A 23153-nucleotide genomic window follows, 5' to 3' on the forward strand; every position below is an offset into this window, starting at 1 on the left:
AGGGGAATCTGCATGAAATCGATCGATCCAAAAAGTTTGTCCGTTAAAGAAAACTATAAGTTTCTTACAGGAAGTATCATTCCGAGGCCGGTCGCTTTTGTTACTACCACAACAAAAGAGGGTATTTTGAATGCGGCGCCTTTCAGTTATTTTAATATAGTCAGTTCAACTCCTCCGCTCATTTCTGTTTCCGTTCAGAGAGCGGACGGCCAGCCGAAAGATACGGCAAGGAATGCAATGGAGGCTGGTGAATTTGTTGTTCATATCTCGGATGAAAGCTATGTAGAAGCCATCAATCAGACAGCCGCAAGCCTTCCGCCGGATGAGAGTGAGGTGGAACTGGCCGGACTTACCCCCATTAAGAGCACTAAAGTAGCTGTTCCAGGCTTAAAAGAAGCAAGCATCCGCTTGGAGTGTGTCCTGGAGCAGTCCATTCCGCTTGGCGGAAGTGAAGAAAATCCGGCATGTGATCTGCTCATCGGGGAAATCGTCCACTATCATATCAGAGAAGATTTGTACGAAGAAGGCCGCATTGATGCTGCAGGATTAAAGCCTGTCAGCAGGCTAGCGGGCAATAATTACTCAAAACTTGGGGAGACTTTCACGCTTGAACGGCCAAAGTAAGATATCTTGAAATACTGAATAAAAGGGGCTGTCCAGAAANNCCTCGAAAATGAACTTCACATTTTCTTCGTGCGATATAACGCTGCCGAAGCTTTCCTTGTCCTGCGGGACTAGCGTGACAGGTGAGACTCCCGCAGGCGCTAGCGCCAAGAGGCTCACCGCACGCCCCGCGGAAAGCGAGCACCCTGGAACGGAAATCAACAGCTTACAGACTTCTTGGACAGCCCCTTTATTTTAATTGAAAAAGCTTATTCATGAATTCCATCCAGATACTCATCTCAAACTGATGCTTGAAAGAGACCCTCAAGTTTTTTTCATTTACCGTGAGGATGGAGGCAGCTGGCGAATGAATGAGGCTCTTCCATCCCATCCACTTCAGAGGGCTCCAACATTGTTAACCAAACTTATTTGAGAAAGATACAAAGAATCATAAGAACCGTAGGCACTCCATAGATCAGTGACTGCTGCATCGTCATTTCCTTATCAAACCGTTCTTTCCACGTTTTATAATTTGCACGTCTCTCTACATACCAGTTACCACTGTTCATCAGACGGACACCTCTTTACTTGGAATTTATTAGTTTGTGTTTTCCCGTTTTATTAGAAGGATTAACCTGTTCATCCCAAAAAGTCATACTTTTCATTGAGTGTATGGTAGCATGATAGAAAAGAGCAATCACGGGGAGGAAATGGAATGGACTCGGTTCAGACTCTCGTCACCGATCGGCTGATCCTGCGAATGTTTGATGAAGAAAAAGATGCTGAAAACTATGCACGGGTGCTTGGGCAGGATGAGGTAGGAAGGTATTTACCCAAACGGGGGGCTTATTCACCTGAAGAGGCGATGCGAATGATGGCTTTTTTTATTAAAGGCTGGGAGGACCGTGGATTTGGAACGTTTGCCGTTCAGATGAAAGATGGGGAACTGATCGGCCATTGCGGATTGAATTATGTAAAATATTTGGATGAAGTCGAACTTTTATATGTTTTCAGCAGGGAAAGCTGGGGCCAAGGATTTGCAGCCGAGGCAGCGGCAGCCTGTGTAAAAGCTGTGTTTGAAAGACTGCATCTCAACCGATTAATTGGGCTTGCAATGCCTGCAAACCAAGGTTCAGGAAAGGTTCTGAAAAAAGTTGGGATGGCCTGGGAAAAGGATATAAGCCTATGGAATATGGAGCTTCAGTATTTTAGCATGACAGCAGAAGATTATTGGCGTCCAAAAAAAGATTTATAAAACGAAAGCTGAAGTGAGGGGTTATTGCTTCGGTTATTTTTTTAATTGGATTAAAATAGAAACAGAAAGTGAAGTAGCCAGGAGGGAATATCATTGAAACATAGGTTAGGTATATTTTTCATAGCGCTGATGCTCATGGTGATCGCCGGCTGTTCGGACGGTCCTAAACCGGAGCCGAGATTAAAAGATTACATGAAAAACTGGCAGTCTATGAAGTTTGATAAGATGTACAGTATGCTGTCAGACAAGAGCAAAAAAGAGATTACAAAGGATGAGTTTGTGAAGAAATACTCAGCGATTTATGGCGGGATTAAAGCACAAGATGTTTCGATCAAACCTCTTATCCCGAAAGAAGAGCCTGAGCCGGACAAGAACGGAAACATCACATATACATACAGCGTAAAAATGGATACGCTCGCTGGCCCTGTTCAGTACAAGAATAAAATAAAAATGAAAGAGCAGGAAAAGAAAAACAAGAAAGACTGGTACATTGATTGGGATTATTCACAGATCTTCCCGGGCATGGCAAAGGGAGATAAAGTGAGGGTTCAAACGAACAAAGCGAAGCGGGGAGAAATCCTTGACCGCAATGGAAATGGACTCGCTGTTAATGGAGTGGCTTCCCAGGTAGGGATTGTCCCTCAAAATCTACCAGCAAATAAAGACGCAAGCAAGGAACAGCTCGCAAAAGTGCTTGGTATTGATAAGAAGACCATCGATAACGCTCTGAATGCTTCATGGGTGCAGCCTGGATTCTTTGTACCGATTAAGACCATTGCTGAGGAAGACCCTCGTCTTAAAAAAGTCGCGAAAATCAAGGGAGTGAGCACTCAGTCCATCGAGACGAGAGTGTATCCTTATAAAGAAGCGGGATCCCATCTAACAGGATTTGTGCAGCCGATTAAAGCAGAAGAGCTTGAAAAATTAAAATCTGAAGGCTACGAATCTACCGATGTGATCGGAAGAAGAGGCCTTGAGAAATTTTATGAAAAGCAGCTCCGCGGGAAAAACGGCGGATTGATCAGGATCGTTGATTCTGGTGAAAACGAAAAACGAACGGTTGCCAAGAAAGAAGCGGTGGATGGAAAATCAGTAACACTGAACATTGATATGTATCTGCAAAGCGACCTCTACAATCAGATGAAAAAGGATGTCGGAACTGCTTCGGCCATCAATCCTGTAACAGGAGAGGTTCTTGCCCTTGTGAACAGCCCGGGTTTCGATCCGAATGATTTTGTACTGGGGATCTCGGGTTCACAATACCAGAAGCTTGAAAAAGATCCGAAGAAACCGATGTTAAACCGTTTTGCTTACACGTATGCCCCTGGATCCACGTTTAAGCCGATTACGGCATCCATCGGTCTGGAGACCAATAAGCTGAATCCAAACAAGGAAGTCGCCATCTCCGGGAAAAAGTGGCAGAAGAAAGGCTGGGATAAGAAATTTGTAACCCGGGTTTCTGCGGTGCCATCTGTTAATCTTGAGAAAGCCCTCATGTATTCCGATAACATTTACTTTGCCCAAACAGCGCTGGCCATCGGAAAAGAAGACATGGTGAAAGGTGCAGAAAGGTTTGGTTTTAATGAAGACATGCCGTTTGATCTGGATTTCGAAAATTCTTCACTGAAGAAGGAAGACATTGATTCAGAAGGTATGCTTGCTGATACCGGATATGGGCAGGGAAGAGTGGAAATGAACATCCTGCACCTCGGGCTTTCCTATACTCCTTTTATCAATAACGGGAATTTAATCGCACCGCAGTTGGTGAAAGCAGATAATCCGAAAGCTAAAGTGTGGAAGAAAAACGTCATTTCCCCGGAAACGGCTGCAAGAATCAGAAGTGATCTGGTAAAAGTCGTTGGGGATAAGAGAGGAACAGGATACAAGCCGCCACTTAAAAATATCGTACTTGCCGGGAAGACAGGAACGGCAGAGCTGAAGTCCAAAATTGGCGAGAAAGGCCAGGAAAATGGTTATTTCGTTGCGTATAACCAGGAACAGCCAAGCCTTCTCGTCTCCATGATGATTGAAAATGTACAGGACAAGGGCGGCAGCCATTATGTTGTTCCGAAAGTGAAAAATGCATTTAAAGAATACATGAAAGAAAAGCCTCTTCGTTAAGAAGAGGTTTTTCCTGCCTGAGAGTAGAAAGATAAATAGGATTGTTTTCCTGCTTTCATAACACTGAATAAAGGGTGATCTCCATGCAAACACATCTTCTTTTTAATATGAACATTGGCACACAGAAACCAGAGAGCATACGGAACACAGAAACAAAGTGCCCTTTTTGTGAAAGGGGAAGCCTGACAGGCATTATCGAAGAAAAAGGAGACATCATCTGGCTCAAGAATAAATATCCGGTGCTTGCCAACGCGTTCCAGACGGTTTTGATTGAAACAAAAGAGTGTTACTCCGAGCTGTCTCAGTATTCAAAAGAACATCTATATGAACTCTTTGAATTTGGCCTTTCTGCATGGGAAAAGACCATACAAAGCGGAGAATACCAATCCGTTATCTTCTTTAAGAACCATGGACCGTATTCTGGCGGAACACTCCGCCACCCGCATATGCAAATTATAGGATTTAAAGAAGCAGATTATCATCAGAATATCCATCCGTCACAGTTTGAAGGAATCATCATTGAAAAACAGCCTGGCATCGAATTCAACATTTCAACAAAGCCGAAAATGGGATTCTATGAACTGAACATTCTGCTTGAAGACCGGAGCAAAGTAAAAGAGCTCGCTGATTACATTCAGCTCTCCACCCATTTCTTGCTGAACGGGTTCAGTAAAACCTGCAACAGCTATAATCTCTTCTTTTACCAGTGGGAAGAAAAAATAATTGCCAAAGTCGTTCCGCGATTCGCCGCCTCCCCGTTGTATGTCGGGTATTCCTTTCCGCAGGTGGCAAGCAATATAGACGCTGTTGCTGAAAAGATCAAACAAATGTATCTATAGTTTAAAAAAGAAATTCAAGCGCTTCGTTTCTTCAAGCGCTTTTTTTGTTAGGCCGTTAAATGAAACATTTCTTGCAAGCATACGACTAAGTCAATAGAACAACCTAAAAGTAAAGAGAGGAGGATTCCATTTGAAAGTTTTTTTGTCCATCATGATGTCCATTCTGCTGGGTGGCGGAGCTGTTCACCCGGTTCTTGAGAGCCGGGCCGAAACGAAACCCATGAGACCAAAGGAAAGTTTGCAATGGGGACCCATGCAGAAAAACGGCTTGCTGCCGCTTCCTGACAAAAAATCCAAAGCGAGATGGATGAAACCTAAACCTGTTCCTGTCAAGCCTATACCCATTCCAAAGCCGATGCCGTATTTGAAAAAATAAAGAAAAAACCAAAGGGCAACTTTATGCTTTTTGGTTTTTTATTTTCCAAATTGCATAGAAGTAATGTCCAGCTCCAGCGCTTGTCGGACTTTAACAGGGCGCTTGCGCTTTTCTAGTAGGAAAATAATCCCATTACAACCATTTCCCCAAAAGAAACAAGGGATTTTTGCATGAGTGGGGAAGTAGTAAACTAGGTACAAAAGAGGACTGAAGCAGCAGATTCAACAGGATAAAATCTTTATTTATCTAAGGGAGGAATTTGATGATGATGAACGTGCCATTAAGAGTAACAGCCATGATGGAACATGCAGAAGCATTTTTTCCAAAAAAGACAGTAATCAGCCGGACCGCATCCGGCATCAGAAAGTTTACGTACCGTGAGATCGCCAACCGGACAAGAAGACTGAGCAGTGCGCTCAAAAAGATTGGCGTTCAAAAGGGAGATAAGGTAGGGACGCTTGCCTGGAACCATCACCGCCATTTGGAAGCTTACTTTGCTATACCCGGTGCAGAGGCCGTTCTTCATACGATCAATATTCGCTTGTCTCCCGCTCATATCGCGTATATCATCAATCATGCTGATGATAAGGTTCTTCTTATTGATCAGGACATCCTGCCGCTGATTGAAAAATTAAAAGATGAGATCACAGGGGTTAAGGCATTTGTCTTGATGACCGATGAACCTGAACTGCCGGATTCAACGCTTGAACCGCTGTATCATTATGAAAAAATCCTGGAAGAAGGAGATCCTTCTTTCATCTTTAATCCGGATATCGATGAAAATGAACCTGCGGGCATGTGTTATACGTCAGCCACGACTGGTAATCCAAAGGGTGTCGTCTATACGCACCGCGGAATCGTGCTCCACAGCATGGCGCTCGGACTGGCAGATGGAGGCAGTGTATCTGAGTCGGATATCTGCATGCCTGTTGTTCCGATGTTTCATGTGAATGCCTGGGGCCTTCCGTTTGCCGCCGTTTGGTTCGGAACGACACAGGTGCTTCCTGGGCCGCAGTTTACACCGAAGCTGCTCGCGGAACTGATCGAACGGGAGAAAGTTACAATCACTGCTGGTGTTCCTACCATCTGGCTTGGCCTATTGAAAGAGCTGGAGGAAGGAAACTATGATACAGGAAGCCTGCGTTATATTTTATGCGGTGGTTCAGCGGCTCCTAAAGGAATGATCAAAGCCTTTGAGACGAGGCACAACATCCCGTTTGCTCATGCATACGGCATGACAGAAACGAGCCCGCTTGTTATTTTTTCAAGGATTAAAAGCTATCAGGAAGACTTGGATTATGAAGAAAAGCTGAACATTCGGGCCAAGCAGGGCTACCTCGTTCCCGGTGTGGAAATGAAGGTAAAAGGTGCAGCCGGTGACGTGAAATGGGATGGAAACGAGATGGGCGAGCTGCTTTTAAGGGGCAACTGGATCGCCGATGAATATTACGGTGATGAAAACAGTACGGCGTTTGAAGACGGATGGCTTCATACAGGTGACGTAGTGACAGTCGATGATGAAGGAACAGTAAAAATCGTCGACCGTACGAAAGATCTAATAAAGAGCGGTGGTGAATGGATCTCTTCTGTTGATCTTGAAAACGCTCTCATCGCTCATGATGATATATACGAAGCCGCTGTGGTTGCTATACCTGATCCGCAATGGCAGGAAAGACCGGTTGCCTGTGTCGTATTAAAGGACGGAGCAAAAGGCAAAGTGACAAAGGAAGACATCAAAGAATACCTAAAACCACAATTTGCAAAATGGTGGATTCCTGACGATGTGCTGTTTATCGAAGAAATACCAAAAACGTCTGTCGGCAAATTTCTAAAAAGAGCGTTGAGGGACCAGGTGAAAGACCATTATGCCGGGGCTCAAACATTGGAAAAGTAAAGGGGAGAGCAGCCTTGCTTCAAAGAGGGCGGCTTCTTTCATAAATACTGAGGTGGCAAGATTGTTAATTACAGAAAACCAATTTAAGGATGAACTCCTCGAGACGATCCTTGATAATGCGTTCCATTGTGTCGTTGTCGTGGATGCGAATGGAGTCATCACGTATATCAATAAAGCTTATTGCGATTTTATAAAAGTAAATCAAACTGAATCGATCGGGAAGCATGTCACCGATGTAATAGAAAATACAAGGATGCATATCGTTGCCAAAACCGGAAAAGAAGAGATTGCCGATCTTCAGTATATCGAGGGAAATTATATGATCGCAGACCGCATTCCGATCTTCCGGAACGGAGAGTCTGTGGGGGCAGTTGGAACGGTCACCTATCGTGATACCGAAGAATGGCGTACGATGAATTCCCACATTAAAAATCTCTTAACGGAGCTGGAATATTATCGAAATGTGCAGGAGGAGAATACCGGAGCCAAGTATTCTCTGCATGATATTGTGGGGAAATCCACTCAGATCATGGTTATGAAAGACCGAATCAAAAAGGTCGCGACCAGCGAGGTTGCCGTGCTCATACGCGGGGAGAGCGGGACCGGAAAGGAACTTTTCGCCCACAGCATCCACCAGCTCAGCGAGAGAAGCAATAAGCCGTTCATCAAAGTCAACTGCGGGGCCATTCCTGAGCAGCTGCTCGAATCCGAATTGTTTGGGTACGAGGAAGGAGCTTTTACCGGAGCAAAAAAGGGCGGAAAGCTGGGAAAGTTCCAGCTGGCAGACGGGGGAACGCTTTTACTTGATGAGATCGGGGATATGCCGATGCACATGCAGGTCAAGCTGCTTCGTGTCCTTCAGGAAAAAGAAGTAGAATCAGTAGGCAGTGTCAAACCGGTAAAAGTCGATGTCCGTGTTCTCGCTGCGACAAATAAGCCCTTAGAGAAGATGGTAGAAGAGCAGCGGTTTCGTGAAGATCTGTTTTACCGGATCAACGTCATCCAGATCAATATTCCTTCGCTGCGCGAGCGGCCGGAAGACATCCAGCAGCTGTCACAGCATTTTCTCCAAAAAATCAATAAGCGGACAGGCAGAAGAATTCTCGGGATGCATGAGGACGTCACCCGCCGTTTCGCCAAGCATAACTGGCCGGGAAATGCCCGAGAACTTGAAAACGTAATGGAAGCAGCCGTTCACATGTGCCAGGGAGAGTGGATCACACAGGACGCACTTCCCGATTATTTAAAAGAAGATACGGTCATGGCACTGGGAGCGAAAAGCCTGAAGGAAATACTAGAGGATACTGAAAAAAGAGTGCTGCAAGCGGCATTACGGGAGCATCATGGCGACAAACTCCAGGCCGCGAAAAGCCTTAGAATCGGGAAAACCAGTTTGTATGACAAGCTGAAGAAATATGGGGTGGAGTAGAGAAGGTTTTGAGTAGCTCTTGGGTTACTGTGGGGTTGTGATCTAGTTGACATAATCTGATATTGGCGGGTAAAAGTCTTGTTTTGGCGGGTATTTTATGATTTTGGCAGGTAAAGGGGCATTTCAGCGGGTAAATCACCCATTTTGGCGGGTAATCTGAATTTCAATTTCTGCCGAGGGAGATTTAGCTCGCTAAATCCCCCGCCGTTTATAATTTTTATAAAGGAAGTGACATTTTTGATCATTAAAGAACGGAAAATGCCGCTTATTATTCGAAAATTAAACGCTTTACTTAGACGGCTTCCGCAGCATCATCCTCAGAGAAAGGATATTGAGGCGAGTTTTGCTAAATATATGGCCGGTTATAGAGGAGAAGAGTCTATTGATTACGTATTAGGTTTTCTGCCGGAGAAGGAATACTACATTCTTCATGATGTTAGGCTGTCAGACGGAGTTCGTTATTTTCAAATTGACACTCTTATTGTCTCATCGAAATTCATTTTGTTATTAGAGATAAAAAACATCTCTGGAACTCTTGTTTTTGACCAAACGTTTAATCAATTAATACGAATCACCGACGAAAAAGAGGAGGCGTTCCCTGATCCTATCCTGCAAATACAGAGACATGAACAGCAGTTCAGAGCCTGGCTACATCAACATCACTTTCACCAAATCCCCATCGAAAGCCTCGTTATCACCTTAATTAAAAATTCTAGAGATAATCAAGCAGAACACCTTGAGATGGTCATTCACAGTGGTAAATTGTCCAAAAAAGTAAATGATTTTGAAAGGTTATATCTTAGTCCGATCCTAACAGACAAATTGATAAAAAAGCTGCTACGACAAATGAGTAAAAAGCACACGCCTTTAAGCATTGATTTACTACAGCGGTTTGATATTAAAACTGATGAACTGTTAACAGGGGTCCACTGCCCCGACTGCGGTTATTTACCGATGAAGAGAATGCAGGCAAAGTGGATATGCCCGAAATGCCTGAAAACATCAAAAGATGCTCACCTTATGGCATTGGTTGACTATGAATTACTCCTGGGCAGTACCATTAATAACTGCCAATTTAGACAATTCCTCCTGATCTCTTCCTCTTCAATAGCACACAAGATGTTATGTTCCATGAATCTTCCAGTGTCAGGATCCTTTAAAGATAAAATTTATTTTTTACATCCATCTGAATAACCCCTATTCCCCCCACTCAACCTCACTAATTTTCCAGGAAGACCATGGAGATAACCGTGCCACAGTGATATACAAGTGTACATTTTCTGCCCCCACATTCTTCCGAAAGATCACAGTTTTAACGGGAATAATGGTCTTGACGGCCAGATGCTTGCGTGATTCCTTCCCGCGAATATCGTAATGGATGGCTGATATGCTGCGCGCTGACTTCAGCAGTTCTTTTCGCACTTTACCTTTCTCAGGCAAGACAGGCTTCATCAAATCTGGATCGTTTTCTTTCAGCGACAGCAGGTACATTTCTGCCACTTGATGGGGGTTCGCATGATGGGCATAATCATCAAGCTTGCCGCCTGCTTTTAAGATCATCATTTTATGAGAGGGGTCAGCGTTCCGCGTCTTGTGGGTGGTGCTGCCGGCAAAGTGAATGCAGAAATGCCCGGGGAATCCATTTTGCAGGGCACCGTGTCCATGGGGCATCCCATGCATGGAGGCAGCAAGCATTTTACCTTTTACGGGAATCAAAATCGCTCTTCTTCGCCAGCTCCATTTTCCGTTATAAAGATGCTTTAAGACGGCTGTATCCTTGTAGGTTAAGGGCTGGACGTCCGCATGTTTGTTTCCTGCCCGGCGTTGGACAGAAAAGTAAAAACCGGTCTCCAGGTCAATGACCTTGAATTTTTTTCCTTTTGGAAGGAGCTTGTCTACTTTTGACCATTGGACAATTTTTCCTTTTTCTGGTACCGGATAAACAGTGAACGGAAACTCACCGGCTGCTCCCGAATGGATGGGCAATATCATCATAAAAATCATAAAAGCAAGCAAGGCTATGCTGTATTTTTTTCTTAACATACTATTCTCTCCTTGAAATTATCATCTTCTTTAATATGTCAAGAAATGTTAAAAATAAACGAGATCTAAACGAATAAAATTTAATTTTTTAAGGGATGACCGACGAAATAACTGCTTATTTATGTTAAAATTGTAACAATTATGAAATATTAAACGTCTATTTAGTAAAGGAAAAAGGAGGGATAGAATGGCGATTGTAAGAAAAATGCTGATTCAATTTATGCTGACGGTTGTTTCCATCATCTTAATCAGTGGATTGCCGGTTCTATTCTTAACAAAGAGCCTGCCTTTATATTGGGGAAAAGTAAAAGAAGTGGGTACGTCTTTGCTTCATCCAGGACATTTGGAATACATACGATACAAACATTCACGGTCATTATTCCCAGATTTTGTGGATCCTTATTTTTATTCATTAACCATACTGCTTACTTCGTTTATTCTGGCATTTTTTCTTGCTCAGCTTCTGGCATGGCTGACGATGATATTGCCTGAACAGATCAGAGCTGCTATTAAAAACCTGCTGACATTGCTAGAGTCTCTTCCCGATCTGCTTGTATTTGCCCTCGTTCAGATATTTATCGTGTTCTTCTATAAGCAGACGAATATTCTTTTATCAGATGTTGCTTCTGTCGGTGAACAGCGGATTTATGTCATTCCCATCATGTGTCTGACCATTTTGCCGCTAATTTATTTTTATAAGATGATGGTTCTGCTGTCAGAGGAAGAAAGCAGGAAACCCTATTTTGAATTCAGCCGGGCAAAAGGGCTAAGGAAAATCTATGTCTTATTGTTTCATGTGACGAGAAATACTCACGAAACGCTTTTTCATTTTTCCAAAACGGTTCTTTGGTTTATGATCTCAAATCTGCTGATTGTGGAATGGATCTTTAATATCAATGGGATCACGTATTACCTCTATTCGGATTTCAGGCCGGAAATCATGGCAGTAGTCTTAATTTTTCTTGCATTCCCGTTTTTTGTTTTCTTCGCATTCCTTGAATTCTTGTTGTCGATCCGTATACGGCAGGCGGTGGGGGCATGATCAGAAGCGTAAAGTTTTGGATCGGCTGTTTTGTACTGGCTGCCCTTGTCGGTTCAAGCCTTGTCCATCAGTTTGTCTTTGACAGCAACATTAAAAAAGTAGTTGTATTGTACAACGAAAAAGGCGAGGCAGTTAAAGCTGCACCGCTGCCAGCCTCCCTTGAAATGCCTTTTGGAACGGACAGGCAGGGTTATGACATGTTCGCAAAAGTAGTGCAGGGTGCCAAATACACGATTCCCTTTGCCATATTAATCGCCTTGCTGCGCGTGGTGATCGCCTTTTTTATCGCCATTCCGTATGCTTTTTATTTTCCGCTCTGGGCAAGAAAAGGTCTGGAGAAACTGTTAAGCTCCTTTTATTACGTCCCTTTGACCATCCTTGCTATTTTTTTGCTGCAGCCTGTGCTGACGGAGCAGCTTTCCGGAGACAAAGAATACTTCACCTATAGTTTTTTTATGAGAATTTTCCTTGAGGTCAGCATTCTAACGCTTCTCGTCGTACCCCTGGTCAGTGTGATGATCGGCAATATGATAACCGCTCAGCTAAAAGAAGAATTTATCATAAGTTCACAGGTGCTTGGAGCGGGAAAGCTGAGAATCTTCATGAAGCATGTTGTACCTCACCTGCTGCCAAAATTATTCATTGTCGTTACACAGCAATGCGTTTCAGCACTGATTATTTTTGCGCATTTAGGTTACTTTCAGCTGTTTTTCGGCGGAACGGATGTCTGTTATGCGCCGTTCTGTGATATCCCTCCGCAATCCATATCCAATGAATGGTCAGGGCTGATCGGTGAGTATTATCAGAACATATTCGCTCATCCACTGATCGCACTTGGCCCTGTTATCATGTTCGGAATTGCGATTTATTCCTTTAATCTCGTGACGGAAGGATTGCAGACGCACTTTGAATCAGGAAGACAGAGGGAAAAAGCAGACAGAGAGGAAGAGAAAGAGGACAAAATCGTTACCGGATCTACAAACTTTAAATTTATTAATCAAGAAGGGGCATAGCGCCTCTTTTTTGTTTTTCGGGCTTATCGCACTGGGCCAAGTAATCACCTTTCTCCATGTGTCCCCATATCTTGTATATTATCCTGTGTGAACAGGGGGGCTAAAGTTGATCTATGTAAAAGGAACGCAACTGAATTCAATAGAAGAAATACCGGGGAGAGGACAATTTTCAGAGGCCCAGCGGGGAACTGCCCTCAAACTGCTGAACAGCAGAGAGTCCTTTTTTTATGATAATCCCCGCCAGCTCCAGTTTGAGATTACCTATCGCGCCAACATTGTATCATCAGCTTATGCACTAAAAGACAGCGGAGCAAGGTTTGCGACGTTCACAACAGCGAAAGCTAACCGTAACTTCTGGATCCTGACTGCGTACGGCGGATTTCTCTTAAGGCCCGATGTCACACCGGCGGATGCCATTACGGATATCTTCGTCCAGGGGCGAAAATACGGATTCGAGTGTACGACTGCCATGATGATTATTCTCTATAAGGCGCTGTTGGAAACGATCGGGCCATCGACGTTTAACCAGCTGTTCAGAGGTCTTTTGTTATGGAGCACAGAGCATGATGAGGATCTTCAGCTAACGTCAGTCTACCAGGGAGATTCGCTGCCGGGAGATATCCGCTATATCCAAAATCCTGAGTTTCATCCGGCAACACCGCAGTGGCAGGGTGAGAATCTCGTTGATTTAGGAAATGGGATGTTTTTTGGCCACGGTATAGGAGCAGGAATGCTAGGAGAGTTTATTGATGTACTCAATCAGAGAAGAAGGCCCGGAGCGACGACATCTGCTTTTCTCACAAGACAGATCATCCGGCCGAACTTCAGAAGGATGGCAGAATATACAGGTCATCCGCTGCGCCGTTTACTCGTGTAAAAAGTCCGCCCGGCAGCAAAAACCGGGTGGGCTTTTCCGTACATAAAAAAAGAACTGGCAGAATTTTTTCAGCCAGTTCTTTTTCATCGTTTTATTGAATGTAAGGAAGCGGGTTAACCGCATTGGTTTTGTTTACGTTCCACGGGCCTTTGTGAAGCTCAAAGTGAAGATGCTGGCCAGTAGAATGTCCTGTACTGCCCATATGTCCAAGAGTTTGGCCCTGGGATACGGTTTGTCCTGTGCTCACTGCACGGTCTCTCATATGTGCGTAAACCGTTGTATAAAGCTGTCCATCGATGTAATGAGACAGGAATACAACATTACCATACGTAGAAGACGTATATGAGCGTGCTACTGTACCGGATGCAGAAGCATGAATCGGAACATAGCCAGCCTTGGCAATATCAATCCCGGCATGAAACTTGTTCCATCTAGAACCGAGCTGAGAAGTTACATAGCCAGCTGACGGGAAGATGAAAGATCTTGCCGCACTCGGTGCTTCATAAGAAGGCTCAGGCGCTGGAGCAGGAGCAGGTGCTGGCGCCGGTGAAGAATGGCGGGAAGGCTGCTTCGCTTTTTCCCTTGCTGCACGTTCAGCTGCTTCTTTTTGCTGTGCTGCACGTTTTGCTGCGGCCGCTTTTTCTGCTGCTTCACGGCGGGCGCGTTCAGCTGCTTCTTTTTTTGCTCTGGCAATCTCTGCTTTAATCGCTTTCTCTTGATCAGCAAGAAGTGCGTCTTTTTCTACCAGCTTGCCAATGTCATCATGAAGATGCTGCTCTTCACTTCTGAGGCTTTTCATGATTTTGTTTTTCTTGGCTTTATTGTCTTTTAATTGGCTGTTAAGAGAATTCAAATCTGATAGTTTGCTGTTTAAAGAGGCAAGCTGGGATTCAACCTGCTGCTTCTTTTTTTCGACATCTTCTTTGTCGCGTTTATGTTCTTCAAGAATTGTCTTATCTTGTTCGGCAATGATATTCAGGCTGATCATGCGGTCAAGAAAATCACCGAATCCTTGGGAACCGAGAAGAACGTCAAGATATTTTACGGCACCGCCATTTTCATACATGTTACGGACACGGTTTTTTAATAGGGCGTCGCGTTCTTCGATTCGTTTTTCCAGGACAGCAATTTCATTTTGAAGCTGTTCAATGTTTGCTTTTGTTTCAGCGATTTCATTTTTCTTTGTCTGAATATCGCCAGTTGTTTTTTTCAAAGAAGCTTCAAGCTTGTCCAGCTCTTTAAGAAGCTGGTCCTGTTCACCCTGAACCTCTTTGACTTGTTTGTTTTTCTTTGATTTTTCAATGTGGTTTTCAGCTTGCTTTTGTTGAATGTCTTTTAATGTTTCAGCGGATGCTGTTGTATATGTAAATCCGGATAGCCCAATGGTTAATGATAAAGTCGCTGTTAAAATCTTACTTCCCAACTATAAGTCCCCCTCAATATGCAAATGTTACCAATCTATAAATCACAAAAGTAATTATATCACTTAAAAACCAGTTATTTTCGTGAAATAATATTACAGTTGTATTTCAAAATGTTACAAAATACGAGTCGAAGTGACATTAAGTTATTTTTTTACTTTAAAAGGAATTTTTATGGGAATAAAATAGACTGTGTGGTATATTTAATAAAAAAGTCTTACTATTAAAAAAGCTGATGAATGATAGAAATAAAAGAGGAGTGAATCAGCAATGGATCAACTGCTGACGATGCTGAAAGATTTAACAGATGCACCCGGTGTGCCCGGGAATGAGAGAGCTGCCAGAAAAGTGATGGAAAACTACATATCTCCCTATGCTGACCGTATGGCCCATGATTATCTTGGAAGCCTGATCGCAGAGAAGAAGGGGAATTCGGATGGGCCGCGTATTATGATCGCAGGCCATTTGGATGAGGTCGGATTTATGGTCACCAATATTACAGAGGAAGGTTTTCTTCGAGTGGAGGCCCTTGGCTTCTGGTGGATGCAAAATATGATGGCTCACCGGGTAAAAGTCATTACGAGAAAGAAAGAGTTAACGGGAATACTTGGCTTTAAGTTTCCGGATGTCCGCAACTTAAAGAAAACGGTAGAAATAAAGGATATGTTTGTGGACATTGGAGCAGAGAGCAGACAGCAAGCGGAAGTGTTTGGGGTAAGGCCTGGAGACTCTGTTGTTCCTGACACTGAATTTTCTGTTTTGGAAAACTCTAAATATTTAGCAGCGAAAGCTTGGGACAACCGGATTGGATGTGCTGCAGCTATTGAAGTCATGAAAGCCTTGCATAATCAGGAACACAGCAATACCGTTTATGGCGTAGGGACCATTCAGGAGGAAGTTGGCTCCCGCGGAGCAAAAACCTCTGCAGCAGCCATCTCACCTGATGTGATGTTTGCGGTGGATGTAACGGTTGCTGATGATGTACCTGGAGACAGGGGTTTAGTAAAAACCGGAAAAGGTCCTGCTATTATTTTAAAAGACAACTATTATATTCCGCATAAAGGATTAAGAGACTTTGTGATTCAAGTGGCGGAGGAGGAAGGCATTCCTTATCAGCTGGCTACTCTTGAAAATGGAGGAACGGATGCAGGAGAAGCTCAATTTGATGGCAAGGGCGTTCCCGCTTTATCCATCACCGTTCCTACCCGGTACATCCACAGCCACAACAGCATCCTGCACCGAGATGATTTTGAAAATACGGTTAAGCTGGTCACCGCCTGTGTGGCAAGAATTGATAACGATTGGCTCGAACGTCTGCACGCCGAATAAGAAAGAAACAAAGGGGCTGTCCAGAAAGTCNNCGCACGCCCCGCGGAAAGCGAGCAGCCTGGAACGGAAATCAACAGCTTACAGACTTCTTGGACAGTCCCTTTTACGGTCCAGTGGAAGAGTGCAGCATCGAAAGGCACCGCCGGATTTTATGATTTCAGATATATCGACCTCGATCACTTCATAACTGTTTTCTCTTAATTTTGCGTTAATCTCCTTGTTGACGGGCAGAGCAAGAACCGTTTTATTGCCAATCGAGAGAATATTTGTGCCAAGCGTGAACTGCTCTTCTTTATTAATCTCGATCGTTTTATATCTTGAAGTTAGTAGTTTAAGTTCTTCTTCATGAAAAGCGGGCGGATAAATGATCGCTTCCTCAGGTGAAAGAATGTTGAATACACAATCCAGATGCAAGTATTTTTCGTTGAAGGGCACCGGAATAACATTGTAATCAGGCTCATGCTGCATCAGGCTTTCTATCGCCGCCCTGCTCGTCCTGTGGCTGACGCCTACAAAGACCGTCTTGCGGTCCAGCAGGACATCACCGCCTTCAATGCTGTCGTTCTTTAAGTCTTTAATGGTGATATGTTCTTCATTCATCCATTCTTTTAATACTTTTTCTTCTCCCTGTCTGATCTCCCGTCCCATCTCTGAAATGTAGAGGGTGTGGCCGATCGTGAATCCGATATCGCGGGTAAACACCTGCTCCGGATATTTTTCAAGAGGAGGAAGCTGGTGGACTTTAATTCCTCTGTCCTCCAATGCTTTGGAAAACTGCTTATGCTGCTGCATGGCTAATTCAGTGTCTATGTTTTCATCTGCGTAATATTTTTGAGTTTCGTTGATGACTTCCCGGATTTTCATGAATTTAGGCTGACAAAGAATTACGTCTTTTAATGCTTCATACTCACTATAGCAGGCCATATTTTTCCCCCGTTTTCATAAATTCTTTTACATGGCAGGTTAAAGCTGACAACGACTCCATCTGCTATTCTTGCCACGAACGGGATAAAACATGCCATTAAACCTTACTATTCATTTGTCAACAGCTTGGAAATGGTATAGGAAATCAAGTCCTGTGTTTGAACGAATGAGTTCACATGAAGCCGTTCTGTCCATTTGTGCGCATCACGTCCCAGCGGACCGAGATTCATAACCGGCATTGTCATTGCTGCCATCTCATCGATCGGCAGCTTGTACCGCTCACCGAATATCGGCATGTTTTCAAGTAATGGTTTTAGTTCGTTCTTTTCATATGGTAGGCCGATGTAGCTTAGATCAGAAAGCCCGGCAAAATAATTCTGTTTTCTTAGAGTGATCTGATGCTTTTCTTTTGCAAACTGAATGACTTCACGGGAGGTTTGCTGAATGAGTGCATCATCCTTGGAACAGACAGCCGGATAAAAAGGCGGAGCATAAAACAAAACCATCATCGGCGCGTACTGCTTGCATAAGCTTGCCAGGTCATTCACCAGCATGGTCGTAACATCGCGGTCATCCAGATGAGGATGGTTGGACAGGATATAATTTTCACGCCTTGTGATTTCTTCCTGTCCGTGCAGTTCGACCGCACGCTGATACAGTTCTTGAAAAGTGAAAACGGATATGGAGGTTTCTTTTACATCAAAAGGGACAAGTTTCGAATATTGCAGGGAACGCTCATATAAAAAGGATTCTATCTGCTTTGCTGCTTTCTTGGCGAGTGTTAAAAGCTGCGTGTTGATATCCCCCAATGATCTTTCCATCATAAGCAGATTAAACATGGTCACGGCGACATGCGGAATCTGGACAGAATAATGATCTTTTAAGTCTTTTTGAACGAGGTTGGTTGGAGGAGGAATCGCTTCATCGTCCATCGTTTCACAAAAGTCCATGTTCAACTCAAGCATTCTTGTAATTTCTGAGGCCATGAGATTTCCGTTTAAACCGCCAAAAGGCTCGCCGACATGTGTTTCGCGGCCATAACAAAGAAATCCGGGCAATATTTTGCCTACCGTCCCTGTATACAAATAGTGGTTCTGGTCACCGGGATAACGGGTAAAGGCAGGTTCCCCGTTCAAACAGGCTTTGTACGTAATGCTGTACTGTTTCTTCAGCTGCTCTAATACCGGTACAGCAGCAAGCATTCCCGCAGAATTAACTTCTTCATCGGGTACAGATACCATGAGGATGTTTCCTGGGAATTTACCGTGTGCTGCTTGCTCGACCATAGACAGATGGAGGGCAACACCGGCTTTCATATCCATGGTTCCCCGTCCGAACAGCCAATCTTCTTCCTCTATTTCTTCTTTTAAACCATCAGGCAGTGTATCAGCTTGGTAAAACTGTTCTGTTAATTCAGAAGGCCGAAAAGCTAAATGCTTCCAATCTCCGAAATCTTCCACATTGACGACATCGAAATGGCTAAGAAGGATGATTGTATCCTCGTGTGAGCCGTTCTGTACAAAAGCGGTTAATAGTTTTCGACCATCAGGCATAGGCTGAAGCTGCAAATGATCAGGTTTTTCTTTGAAATAATCGAGAGACCCCAGCGTGTAATAGAGATGTTCGGCCATCGCAATCTCTGCTGGCTGCTGAGAGATACTCGGAATTTCCACAAGCTCTTTTACAAGGGCTGTCAAAGCTTCTTTGTTTTGCCATCTAAACATACGATCTCCTCATTTCCCTTCATTTTCTTGATTCTATTATCCTACCATAAACTTTTAAAATCTTAAGAAAGTTTGAAGGTTTCAAAGGAAGGATTAACATTGGAAAAAAATGTTAGTAACATGCGTGCTGATAGAGTATTACACATGGAGGAGAAAAGGAAATGATTAACGTTCTACAGCTGTCTCATGAGTTTCGAATCGGACAAAAAGCAAAGGAAAGAATTGTTCCAGTTCTGGGGAAGGGATATTTAATTCCAATAAACCGCCTTTCCAATAGAGGTGGTTTTTTTCTTACAAAGTTAACTCTATAACTTCCTATTCTTGATAAGATGAAGGCAGAAGAATTATGTCTTGAGAGGGAGACTAATCAATGAACTCAAAATTAAAAGACATTGGAACATGGCTGACAAACCATATTGAAATGGACTTTATTAATGAAAAATCAAGGCAACATCCGTTTATTCAGGATGAGCCTATTTGGTGAATCAAAAAAAATTAACGATAGAGGATTTAAAAACATAAGGAGGCGTTGATGTTGAAGCAGATCATAGCATTGGGCGGGGGCGGGTTTTCCATGGAACCCGAAAACCCTTTTTTGGATCAGTATATCTTGCGGCAATCTCTGAAGAAAAACCCGAAGATTTGCTTTTTGCCGACAGCGAGCGGTGATGCTGAAGGCTATATAGAGCGTTTCTATCAAGCCTTTAAAAAGCATGAGTGTGTTCCATCTCATCTCTCACTGTTCAAGCCGCCATCTGCCGATCTTAGAGGTTTTGTTCTTGAACAGGACGTGATGTACGTTGGAGGGGGCAACACTAGAAATCTTATGGTTTTATGGAGGGAGTGGGGGCTGGATCATATTTTGAGAGAAGCCTATGAAAAGGGCATTGTCCTTGCCGGCATCAGTGCCGGGTCGCTTTGCTGGTTTGAAGAAGGAGTCACCGATTCCATCCCAGGCCAGCTGACCCAGATATCTTGTCTCGGGATTCTGAAAGGAAGCAACTGCCCTCATTACGACGGGGAAAAGGACAGACGGCCTTCGTATCATGACCTCATTCTGCATGGTTTATCGGAAGGGTATGCAGCCGACGACGGAGCAGCACTTCATTTTATGAATGGAGAGCTTACGAAAGCAGTAAGTTCAAGGCCCCATGCCAAAGGATACAAGGTTTCGAAAGTCAGCGGCAAAATTAACGAAGAAGTCCTTCCAACGGATTATTTAGGTTTTTAAAGGTTTAAAAATCCTCTTTCAAGGTCATCACATAAATGTGAGACTAGGTCATACATAAATGAGATGACTAGGTAAACACATAAATGTGTTTACTATAAAGGAGGATTTTTTTTATGAAGAAATGGACCATCGCTTTATGCGTCTTGATGATCTGTATGCTGCTCGCTGCGTGCGGCGGAACAGGCCAGGGAAATCATAAAAATCACAATATGGACAGTGGAAAAAAATCAGAAGGAGCATCCAGCATGACAAAGGCAAAGCCTGTTACGGTGGAGTTGATGGATGCGAAAGGCAAGAAAGCCGGTAAGGCAACACTTGAGCAGGCAGCTGAAGGGGTAAAAGTAAATGTGGAGTCGACAGGTCTTACCCCAGGTGAACACGGAATCCACTTTCATGAAAAAGGAGTTTGTGAAGCGCCGAAGTTTGAATCAGCAGGAAAGCATTTTAATCCAACAAGCAAAATGCATGGTTTCAAAAACCCGAAAGGCCCGCATGTGGGGGATCTGAAGAATATAAAAGCAGATTCATCCGGTAAAGCGACAGGTGACCTCATGTCTTCCCTCGTTACCCTTCAGGAAGGCAAGAGCAATTCCCTCCTGAAAGAGGGTGGCACTGCACTTGTCGTTCATGCAAAAGCGGATGACTACAAGACCGATCCTACCGGAAATTCGGGAGACCGCGTCCTGTGCGGGGTTATCAAGAAATAACAGGTTGGAAGCCGGCTCGTCCTGTTAGAATTGAGCCGGCTTTTTAAATTAGATAGTTTGGATTTTTCAAACTTTTTTATATTGTACAAAGCGATTCTTTGGTATTTTCACTTTTTTTCCGAACGATACTTCCTTTTTTGAGGAAATTATTTTATAATGTGTCTAACTTCATAGACTCGTATAATAGCAGGGATATGGCCTGCAAGTCTCTACCGGATTGCCGTAAATGATCCGACTACGGGTGTCGCTTAAATCGTTCTGTTTTTATTTGCACGTGCTGCAGGTGAAAACCTTTCGATTTTTTACCTTTCGGGTACATATGATGGCTCGGAGAAACGCTTCACTCACGTAGGGAGGCGCTTTTCCGGGTCTTTTTTTGTCAGTAAACCGTAAAGGAGATATATCATGAACTTTCTTGAAGAAGTAATCCTAAAAGAAGGACAGGCACTTTCGGATCAGGTGCTCAAAGTGGATTCCTTTTTGAATCATCAGATTGATCCTCAAGTGATGCAGAAGGTTGGCCAGGAGTTCGCTCGCCTGTATCGAAGCGAGGGCATTACAAAAGTACTTACGATTGAATCATCAGGTATCGCTCCTTCTGTCATGGCCGGTCTCGAGCTGGGTGTTCCGGTTGTATTTGCCCGGAAACGCAAATCGCTGACCCAGAATGGTGATCTTTTGACAGCGAAAGTCTATTCGTTTACGAAAGAAGAAGAAAATGAAATCTCCGTTTCGAAAAAATGGCTAAAAGCGGGTGAGAAGGTCCTCGTGATTGATGATTTTCTTGCTCATGGAGAAGCTGCACTCGGCTTGGCGAACCTTGTAGAAGAAGCTGGAGCAGAAGTCGCCGGGTTTGGCATTGTAATTGAAAAATCGTTCCAGTCTGGACGTGAGAAGCTTTTGAAAAAAGGTTACAGGGTTGAGTCGTTGGCAAGAGTCGATTCTCTTTCCAATGGTTCCATTACGTTCACCAGAAGCGGACAGGAGGCTTGGAGTTTATGAAAATGACCAACGGCAAGTTATTCTCACTCGGCATTCAGCATGTGCTTGCGATGTATGCAGGGGCCGTTATCGTACCTTTGATCGTTGGCGGAGCATTGAAGCTTTCAACCGAACAGCTCGCCTATCTGGTTTCCATTGATTTGTTGACCTGCGGGCTGGCAACCCTTTTGCAGGTTTGGAATAACCGCTTTTTCGGAATCGGGCTTCCGGTTGTTCTCGGCTGTACGTTCACTGCCGTCGGACCGATGATCGCAATTGGGTCTCAGTATGGGATCTCTGCGATCTATGGTTCAATCCTGGTATCAGGACTGGCTGTTGTGCTGCTTGCTGGCGTTTTCGGCAAGATCATTAAACTGTTCCCTCCGGTTGTTACGGGTTCAGTTGTAACGATTATTGGTGTAACGCTTATTCCTGTCGCGATTCAGGATATGGCCGGGGGGCAGGGCAGCAAAGATTTCGGTTCACCGGACAATCTGATGCTTTCGTTCGGCGTTCTTGCGTTTATCATTATTGTTTACCGATTGTTTACAGGCTTTATCCGGGCGGTTTCCATCTTGCTTGGACTTCTTGCAGGTACGGTTGCTGCCAGTTTCATGGGTAAAGTGGATTTCGGACCTGTTGCGGATGCTTCCTGGTTCCATATGGTCAAACCTTTTTACTTCGGTCCTCCAACGTTTCATGCCAGCGCCATATTGACGATGGTTCTCGTTGCGATCGTGAGTATGATTGAGTCAACGGGTGTATTCCTTGCGTTAGGAAAAATCTGCGGCAAAGAGATCAGCCCCGAACAGATGACAAAAGGTTACCGTGCGGAAGGGTTCGCTGTAATGCTGGGTGGAGTTTTCAATGCTTTCCCTTATACGACCTATTCACAAAATGTAGGTCTCGTTCAGCTATCGGGCATCCGTACGAAAAATGTCATCTATACAGCGGGAGGCATGTTGATTGTTCTCGGTCTTGTCCCAAAAGTTGCAACAGTGACGACCTTGATCCCAACTCCAGTTATGGGAGGTGCGATGGTCGCCATGTTCGGAATGGTGGTCGCTTCTGGAATTAAAATGCTGAGTGATGTGGATTTTAACAAACAGGAAAATCTTCTGATTATCGCTTGTTCCGTCGGGCTTGGCCTGGGAGTAACAGTGGAGCCGGATCTCTTTGCGAAGCTTCCGCAGGCTGTACGAATCTTAACAGATAACGGGATTGTAGCCGGAAGCCTCACAGCGATTGTTTTAAACCTGGTGTTTAATGCTGAACGGAAAAAGGTGAAGGTTCAAAACAGAAAAGAAGCAGCAGTGGGAGTATTAACTACGAAGTAAAACATGG

21 protein-coding genes and 1 riboswitch are annotated in these 23153 nt (G+C 44.0%); of the genes, 16 read left to right on the plus strand and 5 right to left on the minus strand.

Features of this window, described 5'->3' with window-relative positions; all coding sequences use genetic code 11:
* Positions 1-12 precede the first annotated feature (12 nt).
* Positions 13-624 (plus strand): flavin reductase family protein, encoded by a 612-nt coding sequence (locus P4361_RS02370; RefSeq protein ID WP_328088191.1) that lies wholly within the window; start codon positions 13-15, stop codon positions 622-624.
* Positions 625-1028: 404 nt separating this feature from the next.
* On the opposite strand, the gene P4361_RS02375 is transcribed toward P4361_RS02370, so the two are convergent.
* The gene (locus P4361_RS02375; protein WP_156418869.1) at positions 1029-1172 is read right to left on the minus strand and encodes a hypothetical protein; all 144 of its coding nucleotides are present in this window, start codon (positions 1170-1172) and stop codon (positions 1029-1031) included.
* A 146-nt stretch (positions 1173-1318) separates the two neighbouring features.
* On the opposite strand from P4361_RS02375, the gene P4361_RS02380 reads away from it, so the two are divergent.
* The 7 genes from P4361_RS02380 to P4361_RS02410 all read left to right on the plus strand — a co-directional run bounded on the left by P4361_RS02380 (position 1319) and on the right by P4361_RS02410 (position 9711).
* A complete protein-coding gene (locus tag P4361_RS02380; protein WP_328088192.1) occupies positions 1319-1858 on the plus strand; it encodes a GNAT family N-acetyltransferase in 540 nt (179 codons plus the stop codon).
* Positions 1859-1951: 93 nt separating this feature from the next.
* Positions 1952-3979 (plus strand): penicillin-binding transpeptidase domain-containing protein, encoded by a 2028-nt coding sequence (locus tag P4361_RS02385; protein ID WP_328088194.1) that lies wholly within the window; start codon positions 1952-1954, stop codon positions 3977-3979.
* Between the two features lie 83 nt (positions 3980-4062).
* Positions 4063-4818 carry a DUF4931 domain-containing protein gene (locus P4361_RS02390; RefSeq protein WP_053357228.1) on the plus strand — a complete coding sequence of 252 codons (756 nt, stop codon included), beginning with the start codon at positions 4063-4065 and terminating at the stop codon, positions 4816-4818.
* Between the two features lie 130 nt (positions 4819-4948).
* Entirely contained in the window at positions 4949-5194 is a 246-nt protein-coding gene (locus P4361_RS02395; RefSeq protein ID WP_062233003.1) for a hypothetical protein, read from the plus strand.
* A 265-nt stretch (positions 5195-5459) separates the two neighbouring features.
* A complete protein-coding gene (locus P4361_RS02400; protein ID WP_328088431.1) occupies positions 5460-7088 on the plus strand; it encodes a long-chain fatty acid--CoA ligase in 1629 nt (542 codons plus the stop codon).
* A 61-nt stretch (positions 7089-7149) separates the two neighbouring features.
* Positions 7150-8517, plus strand: a complete 1368-nt coding sequence (locus P4361_RS02405; RefSeq protein WP_328088195.1) for a sigma-54 interaction domain-containing protein — start codon at positions 7150-7152, stop codon at positions 8515-8517.
* A 237-nt stretch (positions 8518-8754) separates the two neighbouring features.
* On the plus strand, positions 8755-9711 hold the full coding sequence (locus P4361_RS02410; protein ID WP_328088197.1) for a nuclease-related domain-containing protein: 957 nt from the start codon (positions 8755-8757) through the stop codon (positions 9709-9711).
* Positions 9712-9714: 3 nt separating this feature from the next.
* Here P4361_RS02410 and P4361_RS02415 read toward each other — a convergent pair whose 3' ends face one another.
* Entirely contained in the window at positions 9715-10560 is an 846-nt protein-coding gene (locus tag P4361_RS02415; protein WP_328088198.1) for a hypothetical protein, read from the minus strand.
* Between the two features lie 187 nt (positions 10561-10747).
* Between P4361_RS02415 and P4361_RS02420 the strand changes: the two genes are divergently transcribed.
* From P4361_RS02420 to P4361_RS02430, 3 genes are all read left to right on the plus strand, one after another.
* Positions 10748-11602, plus strand: a complete 855-nt coding sequence (locus P4361_RS02420) for a hypothetical protein (RefSeq protein ID WP_328088199.1) — start codon at positions 10748-10750, stop codon at positions 11600-11602.
* The gene (locus tag P4361_RS02425) at positions 11599-12615 is read left to right on the plus strand and encodes an ABC transporter permease (protein WP_328088200.1); all 1017 of its coding nucleotides are present in this window, start codon (positions 11599-11601) and stop codon (positions 12613-12615) included. Before P4361_RS02420 ends, P4361_RS02425 begins: the two co-directional genes overlap by 4 nt.
* 106 nt (positions 12616-12721) lie before the next feature.
* Positions 12722-13492 carry a protein-glutamine gamma-glutamyltransferase gene (locus P4361_RS02430; RefSeq protein ID WP_328088201.1) on the plus strand — a complete coding sequence of 257 codons (771 nt, stop codon included), beginning with the start codon at positions 12722-12724 and terminating at the stop codon, positions 13490-13492.
* A 91-nt stretch (positions 13493-13583) separates the two neighbouring features.
* Here P4361_RS02430 and P4361_RS02435 read toward each other — a convergent pair whose 3' ends face one another.
* On the minus strand, positions 13584-14915 hold the full coding sequence (locus P4361_RS02435; RefSeq protein ID WP_328088202.1) for a murein hydrolase activator EnvC family protein: 1332 nt from the start codon (positions 14913-14915) through the stop codon (positions 13584-13586).
* Between the two features lie 268 nt (positions 14916-15183).
* Between P4361_RS02435 and P4361_RS02440 the strand changes: the two genes are divergently transcribed.
* On the plus strand, positions 15184-16242 hold the full coding sequence (locus P4361_RS02440) for a M42 family metallopeptidase (RefSeq protein WP_328088203.1): 1059 nt from the start codon (positions 15184-15186) through the stop codon (positions 16240-16242).
* Positions 16243-16320: 78 nt separating this feature from the next.
* Here P4361_RS02440 and P4361_RS02445 read toward each other — a convergent pair whose 3' ends face one another.
* Both P4361_RS02445 and P4361_RS02450 read right to left on the minus strand, forming a co-directional pair.
* The gene (locus tag P4361_RS02445) at positions 16321-17166 is read right to left on the minus strand and encodes a dimethylarginine dimethylaminohydrolase family protein (RefSeq protein WP_328088204.1); all 846 of its coding nucleotides are present in this window, start codon (positions 17164-17166) and stop codon (positions 16321-16323) included.
* A 107-nt stretch (positions 17167-17273) separates the two neighbouring features.
* Entirely contained in the window at positions 17274-18890 is a 1617-nt protein-coding gene (locus P4361_RS02450; protein ID WP_256224408.1) for a M20/M25/M40 family metallo-hydrolase, read from the minus strand.
* Positions 18891-19425: 535 nt separating this feature from the next.
* Here P4361_RS02450 and P4361_RS02455 point away from each other — a divergent pair.
* From P4361_RS02455 to P4361_RS02470, 4 genes are all read left to right on the plus strand, one after another.
* Positions 19426-20121, plus strand: a complete 696-nt coding sequence (locus P4361_RS02455) for a peptidase E (protein WP_328088432.1) — start codon at positions 19426-19428, stop codon at positions 20119-20121.
* Between the two features lie 113 nt (positions 20122-20234).
* Positions 20235-20828, plus strand: coding sequence for a superoxide dismutase family protein (locus tag P4361_RS02460; protein WP_328088205.1), 594 nt, complete (start codon positions 20235-20237; stop codon positions 20826-20828).
* 156 nt (positions 20829-20984) lie between these two features.
* A riboswitch (purine riboswitch) is annotated at positions 20985-21086 on the plus strand.
* A gap of 147 nt (positions 21087-21233) precedes the next feature.
* On the plus strand, positions 21234-21830 hold the full coding sequence (locus P4361_RS02465) for a xanthine phosphoribosyltransferase (protein ID WP_328088207.1): 597 nt from the start codon (positions 21234-21236) through the stop codon (positions 21828-21830).
* Positions 21827-23146, plus strand: coding sequence for a nucleobase:cation symporter-2 family protein (locus tag P4361_RS02470; protein ID WP_328088209.1), 1320 nt, complete (start codon positions 21827-21829; stop codon positions 23144-23146). Before P4361_RS02465 ends, P4361_RS02470 begins: the two co-directional genes overlap by 4 nt.
* Positions 23147-23153: the final 7 nt, after the last annotated feature.

This window comes from Fictibacillus sp. B-59209 (genome assembly GCF_036216745.1).
In the GTDB taxonomy this organism is placed as follows: domain Bacteria; phylum Bacillota; class Bacilli; order Bacillales; family Fictibacillaceae; genus Fictibacillus_C; species Fictibacillus_C marinisediminis.

Coding starts and splice junctions, on each gene's coding strand:
- P4361_RS02470 (WP_328088209.1), top strand. CDS start 21,827: ATGAAAATGACCAACGGCAAGTTATTCTCACTCGGCATTCAGCATGTG.
- P4361_RS02380 (WP_328088192.1), top strand. CDS start 1,319: ATGGACTCGGTTCAGACTCTCGTCACCGATCGGCTGATCCTGCGAATG.
- P4361_RS02450 (WP_256224408.1), bottom strand. CDS start 18,890: ATGTTTAGATGGCAAAACAAAGAAGCTTTGACAGCCCTTGTAAAAGAG.
- P4361_RS02445 (WP_328088204.1), bottom strand. CDS start 17,166: ATGGCCTGCTATAGTGAGTATGAAGCATTAAAAGACGTAATTCTTTGT.
- P4361_RS02425 (WP_328088200.1), top strand. CDS start 11,599: ATGATCAGAAGCGTAAAGTTTTGGATCGGCTGTTTTGTACTGGCTGCC.
- P4361_RS02415 (WP_328088198.1), bottom strand. CDS start 10,560: ATGTTAAGAAAAAAATACAGCATAGCCTTGCTTGCTTTTATGATTTTT.
- P4361_RS02370 (WP_328088191.1), top strand. CDS start 13: ATGAAATCGATCGATCCAAAAAGTTTGTCCGTTAAAGAAAACTATAAG.
- P4361_RS02420 (WP_328088199.1), top strand. CDS start 10,748: ATGGCGATTGTAAGAAAAATGCTGATTCAATTTATGCTGACGGTTGTT.
- P4361_RS02375 (WP_156418869.1), bottom strand. CDS start 1,172: ATGAACAGTGGTAACTGGTATGTAGAGAGACGTGCAAATTATAAAACG.
- P4361_RS02465 (WP_328088207.1), top strand. CDS start 21,234: ATGAACTTTCTTGAAGAAGTAATCCTAAAAGAAGGACAGGCACTTTCG.
- P4361_RS02390 (WP_053357228.1), top strand. CDS start 4,063: ATGCAAACACATCTTCTTTTTAATATGAACATTGGCACACAGAAACCA.
- P4361_RS02460 (WP_328088205.1), top strand. CDS start 20,235: ATGAAGAAATGGACCATCGCTTTATGCGTCTTGATGATCTGTATGCTG.
- P4361_RS02440 (WP_328088203.1), top strand. CDS start 15,184: ATGGATCAACTGCTGACGATGCTGAAAGATTTAACAGATGCACCCGGT.
- P4361_RS02400 (WP_328088431.1), top strand. CDS start 5,460: ATGATGAACGTGCCATTAAGAGTAACAGCCATGATGGAACATGCAGAA.